Below are 14,435 nucleotides of genomic sequence, written 5' to 3'. Positions count from 1 at the left end.
TTTCGAGGTTTTTTTGTTACTTTTGGCATCAAAGTTGTTTTTAAGATACCCAAATCAAAAATTTACTAACATGAAAAAACTACTACTATTATTTACTGTATTTGCTATTGCTTCTTGTAGTAGTGTTAAGAAAACCGAAAAGGCTCTAAACACCGGAAACTATGATCAAGCAATCAACATTGCTTTAAACAAGCTTAGAACCAATAAGGATAAAAAAGGAAAACAACCCTATATCCTAATGCTAGAAGAGGCTTTTGGTAAAGTGGTCGAAAGAGACATTAATGCCGTAAACTATTTACAGCAAGATGGAAATCCTGCAAATTTAGAACGTATATACAATACATATCTTTCTATGAGAGAAAGACAAGAACGTATTAAGCCGCTACTACCCCTATACCTGGTAGAGCAAGGTCGTAATGCTAATTTTTTAATGGATAATTATGACCAAAGAATTGTTACTACAAAAGATAAACTTTCAAAGTATCTATATAACAATGCCAAGTCATTATTATCTTCTGCTCAAAGAAAAGCAGACTATAGACAGGTTTATGAAAACCTAGTGTATCTTGATAAAATTAATCCTAATTACAATAATACCAGAGCATTGATAGAAGAAGCTCATCTTAAAGGAACTGATTTTGTTAAGGTGACTATGAAAAATAGTACTAATGTTGTGATCCCAAAACGCTTGGAGGCCGATTTGCTAAATTTTGGTACCTACGGATTGGATGATTTATGGACCGTATATCATAGTCAACCTCAAAAAACTGTCAAGTACGACTATGCTATGGAAGTTACTTTGAGAGAAATTAATATTTCACCAGAAAAAGTAAGAGAACGTCAATTGGAACGAGAAAAACTGGTAAAAGATGGCTGGGAATATCTATTGGATGAAGATGGAAATGTGGTAAAAGATGAAGAAGGAAACAAAGTCAAAGTAGATAAAATGGTAAAAGTGCGTTGTGAATATTATGAATTCACCCAGTTTAAAGCAACAAATGTAGTTGGTAACGTACAATATAGAAATCTAAGAACCAAGCAACTTTTAGAAGCTTTCCCCATAGCAAGTGAGTATGTATTTGAGCATATTTATGCAAACTATAGTGGTGACAAAAGAGCATTGGAAAATGATTTGGTTCGATACCTGGGCCTACAGGCAGTGCCATTTCCAACTAACGAACAAATGGTATTTGACTCTGGAGAAGATTTAAAAAATAAAATAAAAGGGATTATTACTAATTATCGTTTTCAGCAATAGTCCCAATAACGATTTATAAAAAAGGAGGTTTCGATAGAACCTCCTTTTTTATTTGTCTTTATTAAATAAACTCGTGCAATATCTGCGGAGTAATCATACTATGCGAAGAATGGTGAACCGTTTCTCCATTGCGTACTACAATAAACTGAGGAGATTCATGAAATACCTGAAATCTCGCTGCAATCTCTGAGGAAACATCCCGATAATTCAAAAGATCTAAATAATACAAATCAATCTGATCCCCTTCTACATCAAAACTACTTTCAAAATTGCGAAGCACCATTCTACTAATTCCGCATCGCGTAGAATGTTTAAAAATGGCTTGAACTTTTGTTTTGGAAGCTTTTTCAATTTGGCTTAATTGATCAACAGAGGTTAACTCTTGCCAAGGCAAAGCTTGTTTTTTTTCTTTTGGTTCTTTGTCTTCCGATCCAAAAAGTTTCCCTAATATTCCCATACGGTTTCGAATAATTTATTTGTTACAAACTTAATCAAATGATTTTAAAATTGATTTTAATCAATATTTGGTCGATATGAAATTCGTAACTTTACAACACGTCAAAAAGTCAGCAAAAATAAGCCTTTAAGAGACATTTTGACTTGTTTTTCATGAAGGAATGCTATTTGATTCTCTTCAGTTGAACTCAAAATAAATAACGCATGAACTTTAATAATTTTACCATAAAATCACAAGAAGCCATACAGCAAGCGCAGCAGCTCGCTCAAGGCTTTGGACACCAACAAATAGAGAATGAACACATCTTCAAGGCTATTTTTAACGTCGATGAGAATGTGCTTCCATTTTTATTAAAAAAACTGAATGTCAACATTACATTACTGCAGCAGGTTTTGGATAGCACATTAGAAAGTTTTCCAAAAGTTAGCGGCGGAGAGATTCAATTATCTCGCGAAGCCGGAAAATCTCTTAATGAAGCTAGTATCATTGCAAAAAAAATGAATGATGAATACGTTTCTATAGAGCATTTGGTTATTGCTATTTTTAAATCAAAAAGTAAAATTGCCCAGATTTTAAAAGATCAAGGAGTAACCGAGAAATATCTAACGGAGGCAATCAATGAAATCAGAAAAGGTGAACGTGTAACCTCTCAAAGTGCCGAAGAAACCTATCAAGCCTTGAGCAAATATGCAAAAAACCTCAATGAAATGGCTGAAAGCGGTAAGCTCGATCCTGTTATTGGCCGCGATGAAGAAATTCGAAGGGTGTTACAAATCCTATCGCGTAGAACCAAAAACAATCCAATGCTTGTGGGTGAACCTGGAGTAGGTAAAACTGCAATTGCCGAAGGACTTGCTCATCGAATCATTGCAGGCGATATTCCCGAAAATCTAAGAGACAAGCAAATCTTCTCCCTCGATATGGGCGCCTTAATTGCTGGTGCCAAGTTTAAAGGAGAGTTTGAAGAGCGACTTAAAGCAGTGGTAAAAGAAGTAACTACTAGTGATGGAGACATCGTCCTTTTTATAGATGAAATTCATACACTTGTGGGCGCTGGTGGTGGTCAAGGAGCCATGGATGCCGCCAATATTCTAAAACCAGCCCTAGCTCGAGGTGAGTTAAGAGCTATTGGAGCTACTACCCTAGATGAATACCAAAAATATTTTGAAAAAGATAAAGCTCTTGAGAGACGTTTTCAAAAGGTTACCGTAGATGAACCAGATACCGAAAGTGCCATCTCTATTTTGCGTGGTATAAAAGAGAAATACGAAGCACATCACAAAGTTCGTATTAAAGATGAGGCAATTATTGCTGCCGTAGAATTATCACAACGTTATATTACCAATCGTTTTTTACCAGACAAGGCTATTGACTTAATGGACGAAGCTGCTTCAAAGCTACGTATGGAGATTAACTCAAAGCCCGAAGAACTTGATGTACTCGATCGTAAAATTATGCAACTAGAAATTGAGATCGAAGCCATTAAACGTGAAAATGACGAAGCCAAACTAAAAGCGCTAAATGCAGACCTTGCCAATATCAAAGAAGAGCGCAATGAGATTTTCTCTAAATGGCAAAGCGAAAAAGAAGTTGTAGATGCTATCCAGAACACCAAAACAGAAATTGAAGAATTTAAACTTGAAGCTGAAAGAGCCGAACGTAATGGAGATTATGGAAAAGTAGCCGAAATAAGATACGGAAAGATCAAAGAAGCTCAAGAAAAATTGGAAAGCTTACAAAAACAACTAGAAGAGCAACAAAGCAATTCTTCGTTAATTCAAGAAGAAGTTACCAATGATGATATTGCAGAAGTAGTCGCCAAATGGACAGGAATTCCTGTTACCAAAATGTTGCAAAGCGAACGTGAAAAATTATTGGTACTCGAGAAAGAACTCCAAAAACGTGTGGTTGGGCAAATAGAAGCTATTCAAGCCGTAAGTGATGCTGTACGAAGAAGCCGGGCTGGGTTACAAGATCAGAAAAAACCAATTGGATCCTTTCTGTTTTTAGGAACCACCGGTATTGGTAAAACTGAGCTTGCAAAGGCCCTGGCCGAATATCTTTTTGATAACGAAGCAGCAATGACACGTATCGACATGAGCGAATATCAAGAGCGACATGCCGTAAGTAGATTAGTTGGCGCCCCTCCAGGATATGTAGGTTATGATGAAGGTGGTCAATTAACCGAAGCTGTTCGCAGAAAACCTTATTCTGTTGTGTTGCTAGATGAGATAGAGAAAGCCCATCCAGATACTTTTAATATTTTGTTACAGGTATTAGATGAAGGAAGATTAACCGATAATAAAGGTAGAACTGCAGATTTTAGAAATACCATTATCATTATGACAAGCAACATTGGAAGCCATATAATTCAGGAAAAATTTGAAACAATCCCAGATATGGATACCGCTATGGAAGTGGCCAAGCTAGATGTACTTGGATTGTTAAAGCAATCTGTAAGACCCGAATTTTTAAATAGAATCGATGATATTGTAATGTTTTCACCACTTACAAAGGCAAATATCCAAGAAATTGTGAGGTTGCAATTAAAGAATGTTTCAGAAATGTTATTGCAGCAAAACATTACACTAGATGCAACCGAAGAGGCGATATCATTTCTTTCAGAAAAAGGTTTCCAACCCGAATTTGGAGCACGCCCTGTGAAGCGAACAATTCAAAAAGAAGTGTTAAATCAGCTATCAAAGGAGATTTTAGCGGGGAAAATTTCAACAGAAAGTGCTATTCTTCTTGATGAATTTGACAATAATCTGGTTTTTAGAAATCAAGCCGACCTTGTGTCCGAATAATTCTTTATAAAAACAATAAATACGAGCAACGACAACCCTTTCGGGAGGAATTGCTCGTATTTTTTTTGACAAAAATCTGAAAGAAATGTAGTAGTAAATATTTCAATTTTACGGTTTTACCGTAGTTATTAACAAACTTATTCCTACAACGGTTAATAACTAAATCTAGAAAAAAAATAGCTTTTAAGTACATTGCGCCTTCAATGAAACCAACCGTATTATTACTTCTTATTACCTCAAGTATTTGTTTGGGCCAAAATAAAAGGGGGCCTATATCCGATATTTCAAATAAGTACCAGTTGATTAGAGAGTTATTGGATACAAATGCATTAAGGCAGCATCATACAGACTATTCTTGTGAAGAAACTTCAGAAGTAGGTTCTTTAACTTTTTACTATAATGGAAACGAATTAAAACATATTATTCATGTATATGAAAAGGGACATGTAAAATATCGAGATGAATTTTATGTTTGGGATGACCAACTATTCTTTCAATACGCAATTCATAATATTTGGTACAAGGATTATGAAAGAAATAGATATGGAAAGCGTAAAATGGTTAATGTTACGCTTACCCTAGAAGAGCGATTTTATTTTAAAGACCATAAAATCATTAAGTGTCAGTTTAAAGATTTTGAAAACCGAAGTAACACGCCAAAAAGGATTAGAACCAATAATGTTCGAAACAAAAACATTGGGTGTAATGAAGCGTCTAAAGCTCTAGAGAAGTTTGATATCTTGATTAAGTATCAAGAAGCTTCTATTGATGATGCATGTAATCTTCCTAGAAGTATTACCGATATTGATCCACAGAATATTATATTCCAAAAGGCTAATTAATTTTTTTATCGCAAAATATACCAATTGGTATATTTTTATTAACTTTGATAAAATTTGAAAAAAAATGCTCACAAAAGCGGAACAAACTACAGAATTCATTATCCAAACTGTTGCGCCTATTTTTAATAAAAATGGGTATGCCGCTACTAGTTTAAGTGATATTACCAAAGCTACCGGACTTACTAAAGGCGCTATATATGGCAACTTTAGAAACAAGGAAGAGCTGGCCGTGGCTGCTTTTCGAATGACTGAGAAAAATATGCTCAAGCGTATTGCCGATCATCAGTCCCTTAGTGAATCCCCAATTGAACAATTGTTTTTGGTAACCGATTTTTACAGGAATTACTATAATTTTACCCAGGAAATAGGTGGTTGTCCGGTTATTAATATATCGGTTGATTCAAAATATCAAAACGATATATTATTTCAACATGTACAATTTTCTATAAATAAAATTCAGAATAATTTGTGTAAGCTAATCGATTCGGGAAAAGAATCTGGTCAAATCAAGTTAAGTATTGATTCTATGCGCTATGCAAAAAGATTATACACTATGATCACTGGTGCGATTTTTATGACACATACCATGGAAGATAATTCTTATTTATTGGATACTATGGATCAAATCGATCAAATGATCTTGACAGAATTAAAACTATAATATTTTTTTAACACAAAATATACCGATTGGTATATAATTAAAAACTAACAAAACATGGAACTTCCAAAAGTATTAGAAAGTAAAGCAAAAATTAGGTTTCAGGATTGTGATCCTTTTAATCACTTAAACAACGCAGCGTATATTAATTATATGATCAATGCAAGAGAGGATCAAATAGACAAACACTATGATATCGATATATTCGAACTAGCCAAAACAAAAGGAATAAGCTGGGTTGTAGGTTCTAATCAAATTGCATATTTGAGACCAGCATTACTTATGGAAGATGTCATTATTGATTCCCAGCTGATGTACTGTACCGAAAATCAATTACATGTGGAAATAAGAATGTGGAACCATAATAAAACCGAACTAAAGGCTGTAATGTGGAGTACATTTGTTCATTTTAGCCTACTACAGCAAAAACGCTGGAATCACGACCAAAAGTTAATGAAACTGTTCAATGGTATACGTAACCCTATCCCTGCCAAAAATTTTGAAGAAAGAATTTCTCAATTAAAACCACAAAAAGTGTAACATTTTATTTTTTAAACAGTCTAATATAAAACAACAACCACTTAAAACCAGGGCCATATGAAATCTTCTGGCAACATAGACTCCTCTTCCAAAAAGAGAAGTTACTATATTTATATAGGATTTTTTATAATCGCTATTCTTTCTATGGTCATTGTGGTTTGGAAAATGGGGATGCTGGAATAGTGGTAAAAATCATTAAAACATCTTAATATTTCTTACTCAATCTTTATGAAGGCTTTTTCGATACTGTTTATTTTTCTGTTTTCACTATTTGGCTTTTCTCAAGAAAAAATAAAAAATCAAACGACTACTTATTTCTTCATTAGGCATGCAGAAAAAGATATTACCGATCCAAAAAAACGAGATCCAGAACTTACTGAAGAAGGCAAGTTGCGAGCGCAAAAATGGTCAAAAATATTGGCTGATATCAAAATTGACCTCGTTTTCAGTACGGATTACAGCCGAACGCAAAATACCGCAAAACCTATTGCAGAAAGTCAAAATTTGGAAATCCTATCATATGATCCTAGAGATTTAAACAACAAAGAATTTCAGAAAAAAACCTATGGAAAAACCTCGGTAATTGTTGGTCATAGCAATACAACTCCATTTTTTGTAAATAAAATCGTTAAGAAAGAGAAATATACTGTTATCGATGAAGAAGAGTATGGTAAGTTATTTATTGTGACCATTAAAAATGGTATAATCACCGATGTTGTGCTTTCTATTGATTAACAACAATCTCTTTCTATATAAACATAAATGTTTTTCAGCTCTATTTTTGATAACAGCTCCAGTTTGCTTTTCTCAAACAGTACATCAAGATTATCAAGTGGTGTTTTTAAATTATCCGTTTTGTAGTTGTTATAATCAATAAATCGAATTCCATTGATTACTCTTGGATTATATGCTTCTCTAAACCGTATTCCCCCTCCGTTAACCGCATATTTATAAGCCAGATAATCTACTGTGAAATTCTGTTTATGAATCCAGTATAAAAATTCATCTTCAAAGTCTGTCCCTCCTCCTTCTTGATCAAAAGTAACTTTAATTTTATAGTATTGGTTTTTATTTACAGTACTCTCTCCTATCAATTCTTTCTTAACAGCCGGAGCATTAAGTCCATATGGTAAAGTGGCAAAATAATGTACTGAGTTTACTCCATCGCTAATTTTGGTAACCAATGAGTCTTCTACCTGTATTGGACAATTTTCTATAGTACGCTCTAATCCAACATTACTCACTATATCATGAATGACTCCTTTGGGTCCATCAACAAACCTTTCTAATTGATAAATTCCCTCATCTCTTTTACTTCGATATCTTTTACCTCGAAAAGTAAAATGAATAATTGCATTGTCATATCTTGCCCCTCCAGCATTTTGGATAGCTTTATCTACTATTTCCTGAGCCGAAAATTGAATAGATATCCAACCTAAAGATGAAAAAATCAATATTAAAAACAAAAAGGAGTGCTTATTTTCAAAATTTCTATTCATGACATAAAATTACATAACACAACACTAATAATTGCGATAATTCTGTTAAACCCGTTTCTTAAACGAATTAGACGATAATTAGCACGACTGCTTACCTTTTAAATTTCAAAAAATCACTATTTTCTACTGATCTCCTATTTATGCTCAGATTTTTTAAAAATTAAAAAAATAATTACTTTGCATGTACAAAATCCCAAATTAAAAAATGCTATGAGATATGTATTTCTACTTTTAGTTTATTTTACAACCTCAGCAATATTTGCGCAAGATAGCGATGCCTATAAAAGTGTTACCAAAGCATTCCAAGAAAATTTCAATTCACAAAATGTAGAGGCTGTTTATGACTTATACACTTCGGAAATGCAGGAAGCAATGACTAAAGAAGGTGTATCACGTTTTATAAATGGTTGTTATGCACAATTTGGAAAACTAAAAAGTTTGACCTTTATTGAAACCGCCGAAGGCATTAATAGTTATACGGCAGAATTTGATAAAATAAGTCTCGTTATGGAATTACAAATTAGTCCGGACGGAAAAATTTCTACCATACAATTTCAAGAACCCTAATGATATAAAAAATATTCGTTTTTGATATGGAGCTTTCTTTCGAGAAAGCTTTGTACTTTTGTAGGCCTTTATAAGTAAAGATGAACCAGAATAAGATCAACATATTAAATCGTAAAGCAAAGTTCGAATACGAATTTCTGGATAAATATACTGCAGGAATCAAATTGGCGGGAACAGAAATAAAAGCAATTCGGGAAGGAAAAGCGTCTATTGCAGAAAGCTTTTGCGAGTTTAACAACGGTGAGCTTTTTGTAATCAATATGCACATCGAAGAATATTCTCATGCCACATATTTTAATCATAATCCAAAAAGTGAGCGTAAACTTCTACTAAATAAAAAGGAATTAAGGAAGTTAGAAAAAGAGGTAAGAAATACGGGTTTGACTATAATCCCAACCAGGCTTTTTATAAATGACCGAGGTTTGGCCAAATTAGATATCGTATTGGCTCGGGGTAAAAAAATGTATGACAAACGAGAAACAATCAAAGACAGAGACAACAAAAGAGCACTAGATCGTATTAAAAAGAATTTTAAATAAAGCTCTCCTCCTTTTTTAATTTTTATCTTCTAACAACGGTACGAATCTAAATTCTCCAAACTCATGTTTTTCAAACTGTGTTTCACTTTTACGCACAAACAGTGTCATAATCTGCACATCTTCCCCAACAGGAATCACTAATCTTCCGTTTACCTTTAATTGACTTAATAAAGGTTTGGGCACAAAAGGAGCCCCGGCGGTAACGATAATCGAATCGTACGGAGCATGTTCTTCCAACCCCTTATATCCATCACCAAAAGAAAGATGCTTTGGACGATATCCCAGTTTCGATAAAAACAACTTGGTTTTCTTAAACAACTCTTTTTGACGTTCTATACTATACACCTTAGCTCCTAACTCGCATAAAACTGCCGTTTGATAACCAGATCCGGTTCCTATTTCCAACACCTTATCTCCATTTTTGATCTGTAACAATTCACTTTGAAAAGCAACAGTATAAGGCTGAGAAATAGTTTGATCTGCTGCAATAGGGAATGCTTTATCCTGGTAGGCATGATCCTCAAAACCAGAATCCATAAACAGATGTCGAGGTATTTTAGCAATAGCAGACAAGACTGCTTTGTCTTTGATGCCTTTTTTAATCAAAACATCAACCAATTGTTTTCTTTTGCCAGCGTGTCTAAGGGTATCTTTCACTATTTCTAGGGTTATTTAGCTGGCTAAAATTACATAAACATTTTATCTGAGTAAATTTTTTAACTCTAAAATATTTCAACAACATATAGATCACTTACTATTATATTTTTATATCCTTCAAAGAAAACCTATTTGTTCTAACTTCTAAAACTAAAATTTTGCATTTTAGATATAATTAGGATTTAAAATTTATAAATAATACTATTTTTGTGTAAAATCTTAAATTATGCTCAAAGCCGGAGTACTCGGTGCGGGACACCTTGGTAAAATCCATTTACGCCTCCTAGAACAATCAGAAAATTACCAACTTGTGGGTTTCTATGATGCTAGTTCAAAACAAGCAAAATCTATAGTTGACGAATTTGGATATAAGCTCTACAATTCTGCCGAAGAATTAATAGACGCTGTAGATATGGTGGACATAGTGACTCCAACCTTTGCCCACTTTGATGTTGCCAAAAAAGCCATCCAAGCTGGAAAACATGTATTTATTGAAAAACCGATTACTAATACGGTTGCAGAAGCCGAAGAACTTATTCAATTGGCCAGGGAAAATAATGTAAAAGGCCAGGTTGGCCATGTAGAACGTTTTAATCCAGCTTATACAGCAGTTGCAGATAAAATAGACAATCCTATGTTTATTGAAGCTCATAGGTTGGCAGAATTTAACCCTAGGGGAACAGACGTTCCTGTGGTTTTAGATCTTATGATACATGATATAGACGCTATTCTAAGCGTAGTACATTCTGAAGTAAAACATATTAGTGCCAGTGGTGTGTCTGTGATAAGTGAAACTCCTGATATTGCCAATGCCAGAATCGAGTTTGAAAATGGTTGCGTTGCCAACTTGACAGCAAGTCGAATTTCACTCAAAAACATGAGAAAATCAAGATTCTTTCAGCGTGACGCATACATTTCTGTAGATTTCTTTGAAAAAAAATGCGAAGTTGTAAAAATGAAAGATGCTCCTGAAAACCCGGATGATTTTGCTATGATTTTGCAAAATGCCGAAGGAGTAAAAAAACAAATCTATTTTGACAATCCAAATGTATCTGCGAACAATGCTATTCTTGATGAACTAGATACATTTGCTGAAGCTATAAAAAACAACACGACTCCTATTGTTTCATTAGAGCAAGGAAAAAAAGCACTAGAAGTTGCTTTGAAAGTTATAGATTGTTTTAAGCATTAGAAATTAATCTCAACACTTACAATACACATATAAAATGAAAAACATCGCGGTTATTGGCGCAGGAACCATGGGTAATGGTATTGCACATACTTTTGCACAAAAAGGTTTCAAAGTTCAGTTAATAGACATTTCACAACAAGCTCTAGACAAAGGCTTGGCAACGATCACCAAGAACTTGGACAGGATGATTGCCAAAGAAAAAATTACAGAAACTGAAAAAGAAGAAACATTAGGAAACATTTCTACCTATACAAATATTAAAGAAGGTGTTGAATATGCCGGGCTTGTTGTTGAAGCCGCTACAGAAAATGTAGATCTCAAGCTTAAGATTTTCAGGGATCTAAATGATGCTTGCCCAGAGGACACAATTTTGGCGACTAATACTTCCTCGATATCTATCACTCAGATTGCTGCGGTAACCGATAGACCAGAAATGGTAATAGGAATGCATTTTATGAATCCAGTACCTATTATGAAATTAGTAGAAATCATTAGAGGGTATAACACCTCTGATGAAGTTACCAATACCATCATGGAAATCTCTAAAACTCTTGGTAAAATACCTGTAGAGGTAAATGATTATCCCGGGTTTGTTGCCAATAGAATACTTATGCCAATGATTAATGAATCTATAGAAACCCTATATAATGGTGTGGCTGGTGTTACAGAAATAGATACGGTGATGAAACTAGGTATGGCACACCCAATGGGCCCATTACAATTGGCCGATTTTATCGGTTTGGATGTTTGTCTTTCTATACTTAATGTGATGTATGAAGGCTTTAAAAATCCAAAATATGCCCCATGTCCATTATTAGTCAATATGGTAATGGCTGGTAAATTAGGCGTCAAGAGCGGTGAAGGATTCTATGATTATTCTGAGAGCAGAAAAGCAGAGAAAGTGGCAAAGCAGTTCGCTTAAAGATTAGCTTTCAACATTCAGAAACTATATATTTACAAGTTGGAACCCCTATTGGAGTCCAACTTTTTTATTAATTAACTGAAAGATTACATATGAATTTTAAGAAGAGTTCCATTTTTACTTCACTATTGGCAACAACACTGTTTTTTTCTTGTAAAACCGAAAAAAAAAATCAAGAAACTGCAGAAGCGAAAGCTGACGCCACTGAATATATCATCCTAGGGAACATTAAAAATATTCCAGATAGCACCTTAGTATATGTCGAAAATAATGAAGGTTTAAGGGATTCGATCATGCTAATTGACGGTAAATTTAAGTTAACAGGAAGTATTGAAGAGCCTGTTCAAGTTTTTTTAAGAACAGATGATAGAACTCATGGTTATAATTCTTTTTGGGTAGAGAACCAAACCATCACCATTACGGTGGACAATGGAAACCTTAATGATGCAAATATTATCGGCGGACCGATACAAAAGGAATTTGATGTTCTTAACAAGAAAAACATAGTAGTGAACAAAAAGCTTGATGAACTACAAAAGAATTTTAATAAAGAAAACCTCTCCAAAGAATACCGAGATTCTCTAATTCAAAAGCAAAGCCTTTATTTTAAGGAAATAGATAATAACGCTGAGCAATTTATTATAGATTTTCCAGATTCTTATGTAAGTATTGACTTGCTGAATAGATATTCAAATGGTTGGGAAAGAAAAACAGTATCTAAACTATTTAGCAACCTTTCAGAAAGGCTAAAGAATTCTAAAAATGGGGAATCTGTAAAGCACTTTTTATCACTCCCTGAAACACCAAAAATTGGAGACAAATTCATTGATTTTGAATTATTGGACCCCAAAGGTAATCCAATCAAATTATCAGATGTAAAAGGAGAATATGTGATGGTTGAATTTTGGGCTTCATGGTGTGTACCATGTAGAAAATCAAATCCTAAGCTAGTTGAAAATTATAATAAATACAAAGCACAAGGGTTTGAAATAATTGGGGTTTCCTTGGACCAGAAAAAAGACCGTTGGCTACAAGCTATAGAACAAGACAGTTTACCATGGACCAATGTAATTGAGCCTGAACATTTCTTATCAGATATAGCGCAAGTCTATAAAGTTCAAGGAATCCCGGATAATTTGATCATAGATAAAAATGGAATAATTGTAGCAAAAACGTTGCGCGGCTCTCAACAAGTAGAAGATAAACTCAAAGAGTTGTTTCAATAATCGTAGATTAAAAAATGGCAAAAATCTATCCTTTTAAAGCGGTACGACCAACAAGAGACAAAGTAAGTTTGGTTGCCTCAAGGTCCTATCAAAGCTATACTCCTAATGAGCGTGATTCACGGATGGATTATAACCCCTACTCTTTTCTTCATATTGTAAATCCAGGATACAAATACCAAAAAGAGATTTCTGGAGAAGAACGTTACAAACTAGTGCGTAATCGTTATCTGGAGTTTAAAGAAGATCAAATTTTTGTACAAGATAAAATGCCATGTTACTATGTATATAAAATTGTAAATCGAGAACAAGAATCATTTTGTGGCATTGTAGCAGCTGCAAGTGCTGAAGATTACGAAAACAACATTATAAAAGTACATGAAGATACGATACAAAATCGTGAAAACACTTTCAAACAATATCTAAAAACTGTTGGCTTCAATGCAGAACCTGTGTTACTTACCTATCCAGATAATGATAGTATTGCCAGGGTTATTTCTAAAACTGTAAAGAGCAGAGCCGAATTCGAATTTACTACCACTTATAGAGATACTCATTACCTTTGGTTGGTAAATGATCAAAAGTCGATAAATGAGATACAAGAAGCCTTTGCTGGCATACCTACGATTTATATTGCAGATGGTCATCACAGGTCGGCTTCATCTTACCTATTAGCCAAGGATTTGAAAGAAAACAATACCGATCACAACGGAAACGAGCCTTATAACTTTTTTATGAGCTATCTCATTCCCGAATCAGATTTACGGATTTATGAATTCAATAGATTGGTCAAAGATCTTAATGGATTATCCAAAGAGGAGTTTCTTATACAACTGGATGAATGGTTTAGAATTGAAAATCGAGGAATCGAAGTATACAAACCTTCAAAACCTCATCATTTCAGCATGTATTTAGATGGAGAGTTTTATTCATTATACCTACGAAAAACCATATATGAATTTAAGGATGCTCTAGAAGAGTTAGATGCTCAAATCCTATATAAAACAGTACTACTTCCAATTTTAGGAATACAAGACCTGCGTACCGATAACAGGATCGAATATTCGCATGGCAAAAATGATATCATATCGGTAAAAAACAAAGTAGATTCTGGTGAATATAAAGTCGGGTTTGGTTTGTTTCCTGCATCTGTAGAGCAAATGAAAAAAATTGCAGATCAAGGACTCAAAATGCCTCCTAAAAGCACTTACATAGAGCCAAAACTACGCAGCGGTGTTACTATCTACGAATTTTAAAACCTACAGCATCTTTAA

Annotated in this window: 16 protein-coding genes; 13 read left to right on the top strand and 3 right to left on the bottom strand. The window is 34.1% G+C overall.

Annotation, left to right across the window (positions count from 1 at the left end; all coding sequences use genetic code 11):
• Positions 1–70 precede the first annotated feature (70 nt).
• A complete protein-coding gene (locus tag U6A24_RS08960) occupies positions 71–1,258 on the top strand; it encodes a hypothetical protein (protein WP_324179620.1) in 1,188 nt (395 codons plus the stop codon).
• Between the two features lie 61 nt (positions 1,259–1,319).
• On the opposite strand, the gene ytxJ is transcribed toward U6A24_RS08960, so the two are convergent.
• Positions 1,320–1,715, bottom strand: a complete 396-nt coding sequence (ytxJ, locus tag U6A24_RS08955; RefSeq protein ID WP_324179619.1) for a bacillithiol system redox-active protein YtxJ — start codon at positions 1,713–1,715, stop codon at positions 1,320–1,322.
• A 203-nt stretch (positions 1,716–1,918) separates the two neighbouring features.
• Between ytxJ and clpB the strand changes: the two genes are divergently transcribed.
• The 6 genes from clpB to U6A24_RS08925 all read left to right on the top strand — a co-directional run bounded on the left by clpB (position 1,919) and on the right by U6A24_RS08925 (position 7,297).
• Positions 1,919–4,522 carry an ATP-dependent chaperone ClpB gene (gene clpB, locus U6A24_RS08950; protein WP_324179618.1) on the top strand — a complete coding sequence of 868 codons (2,604 nt, stop codon included), beginning with the start codon at positions 1,919–1,921 and terminating at the stop codon, positions 4,520–4,522.
• A 203-nt stretch (positions 4,523–4,725) separates the two neighbouring features.
• The gene (locus U6A24_RS08945; RefSeq protein WP_324179617.1) at positions 4,726–5,364 is read left to right on the top strand and encodes a hypothetical protein; all 639 of its coding nucleotides are present in this window, start codon (positions 4,726–4,728) and stop codon (positions 5,362–5,364) included.
• A 64-nt stretch (positions 5,365–5,428) separates the two neighbouring features.
• Positions 5,429–6,025, top strand: a complete 597-nt coding sequence (locus tag U6A24_RS08940; RefSeq protein ID WP_324179616.1) for a TetR/AcrR family transcriptional regulator — start codon at positions 5,429–5,431, stop codon at positions 6,023–6,025.
• A gap of 54 nt (positions 6,026–6,079) precedes the next feature.
• A complete protein-coding gene (locus tag U6A24_RS08935; protein WP_324179615.1) occupies positions 6,080–6,562 on the top strand; it encodes an acyl-CoA thioesterase in 483 nt (160 codons plus the stop codon).
• A gap of 57 nt (positions 6,563–6,619) precedes the next feature.
• Positions 6,620–6,745 carry a hypothetical protein gene (locus tag U6A24_RS08930; RefSeq protein ID WP_324179614.1) on the top strand — a complete coding sequence of 42 codons (126 nt, stop codon included), beginning with the start codon at positions 6,620–6,622 and terminating at the stop codon, positions 6,743–6,745.
• A 45-nt stretch (positions 6,746–6,790) separates the two neighbouring features.
• A complete protein-coding gene (locus U6A24_RS08925) occupies positions 6,791–7,297 on the top strand; it encodes a phosphoglycerate mutase family protein (protein ID WP_324179613.1) in 507 nt (168 codons plus the stop codon).
• Here U6A24_RS08925 and U6A24_RS08920 read toward each other — a convergent pair.
• Positions 7,294–8,061, bottom strand: a complete 768-nt coding sequence (locus U6A24_RS08920; RefSeq protein WP_324179612.1) for a DUF6503 family protein — start codon at positions 8,059–8,061, stop codon at positions 7,294–7,296. The two genes, U6A24_RS08925 and U6A24_RS08920, sit on opposite strands and share 4 nt — an antisense overlap.
• A 210-nt stretch (positions 8,062–8,271) precedes the next feature.
• Here U6A24_RS08920 and U6A24_RS08915 point away from each other — a divergent pair, with 210 nt between their 5' ends.
• On the top strand, positions 8,272–8,628 hold the full coding sequence (locus tag U6A24_RS08915) for a DUF3887 domain-containing protein (protein WP_324179611.1): 357 nt from the start codon (positions 8,272–8,274) through the stop codon (positions 8,626–8,628).
• An 80-nt stretch (positions 8,629–8,708) separates the two neighbouring features.
• On the top strand, positions 8,709–9,167 hold the full coding sequence (smpB, locus tag U6A24_RS08910; protein ID WP_324179610.1) for an SsrA-binding protein SmpB: 459 nt from the start codon (positions 8,709–8,711) through the stop codon (positions 9,165–9,167).
• A 15-nt stretch (positions 9,168–9,182) separates the two neighbouring features.
• On the opposite strand, the gene U6A24_RS08905 is transcribed toward smpB, so the two are convergent.
• On the bottom strand, positions 9,183–9,824 hold the full coding sequence (locus U6A24_RS08905; protein WP_324179609.1) for a protein-L-isoaspartate(D-aspartate) O-methyltransferase: 642 nt from the start codon (positions 9,822–9,824) through the stop codon (positions 9,183–9,185).
• Between the two features lie 226 nt (positions 9,825–10,050).
• Here U6A24_RS08905 and U6A24_RS08900 point away from each other — a divergent pair, with 226 nt between their 5' ends.
• The 4 genes from U6A24_RS08900 to U6A24_RS08885 all read left to right on the top strand — a co-directional run bounded on the left by U6A24_RS08900 (position 10,051) and on the right by U6A24_RS08885 (position 14,417).
• A complete protein-coding gene (locus tag U6A24_RS08900; protein WP_324179608.1) occupies positions 10,051–11,016 on the top strand; it encodes a Gfo/Idh/MocA family protein in 966 nt (321 codons plus the stop codon).
• A 34-nt stretch (positions 11,017–11,050) separates the two neighbouring features.
• The gene (locus tag U6A24_RS08895) at positions 11,051–11,938 is read left to right on the top strand and encodes a 3-hydroxyacyl-CoA dehydrogenase family protein (RefSeq protein WP_324179607.1); all 888 of its coding nucleotides are present in this window, start codon (positions 11,051–11,053) and stop codon (positions 11,936–11,938) included.
• Positions 11,939–12,030: 92 nt separating this feature from the next.
• Entirely contained in the window at positions 12,031–13,164 is a 1,134-nt protein-coding gene (locus U6A24_RS08890; protein WP_324179606.1) for a TlpA disulfide reductase family protein, read from the top strand.
• Between the two features lie 14 nt (positions 13,165–13,178).
• On the top strand, positions 13,179–14,417 hold the full coding sequence (locus U6A24_RS08885) for a DUF1015 domain-containing protein (RefSeq protein WP_324179605.1): 1,239 nt from the start codon (positions 13,179–13,181) through the stop codon (positions 14,415–14,417).
• The last annotated feature ends 18 nt before the right edge of the window (positions 14,418–14,435 follow it).

It is taken from the genome of Aquimarina gracilis (assembly GCF_035285365.1).
Classification (GTDB): domain Bacteria; phylum Bacteroidota; class Bacteroidia; order Flavobacteriales; family Flavobacteriaceae; genus Aquimarina; species Aquimarina gracilis.
This window is presented reverse-complemented; position numbering and strand designations above follow the sequence as displayed.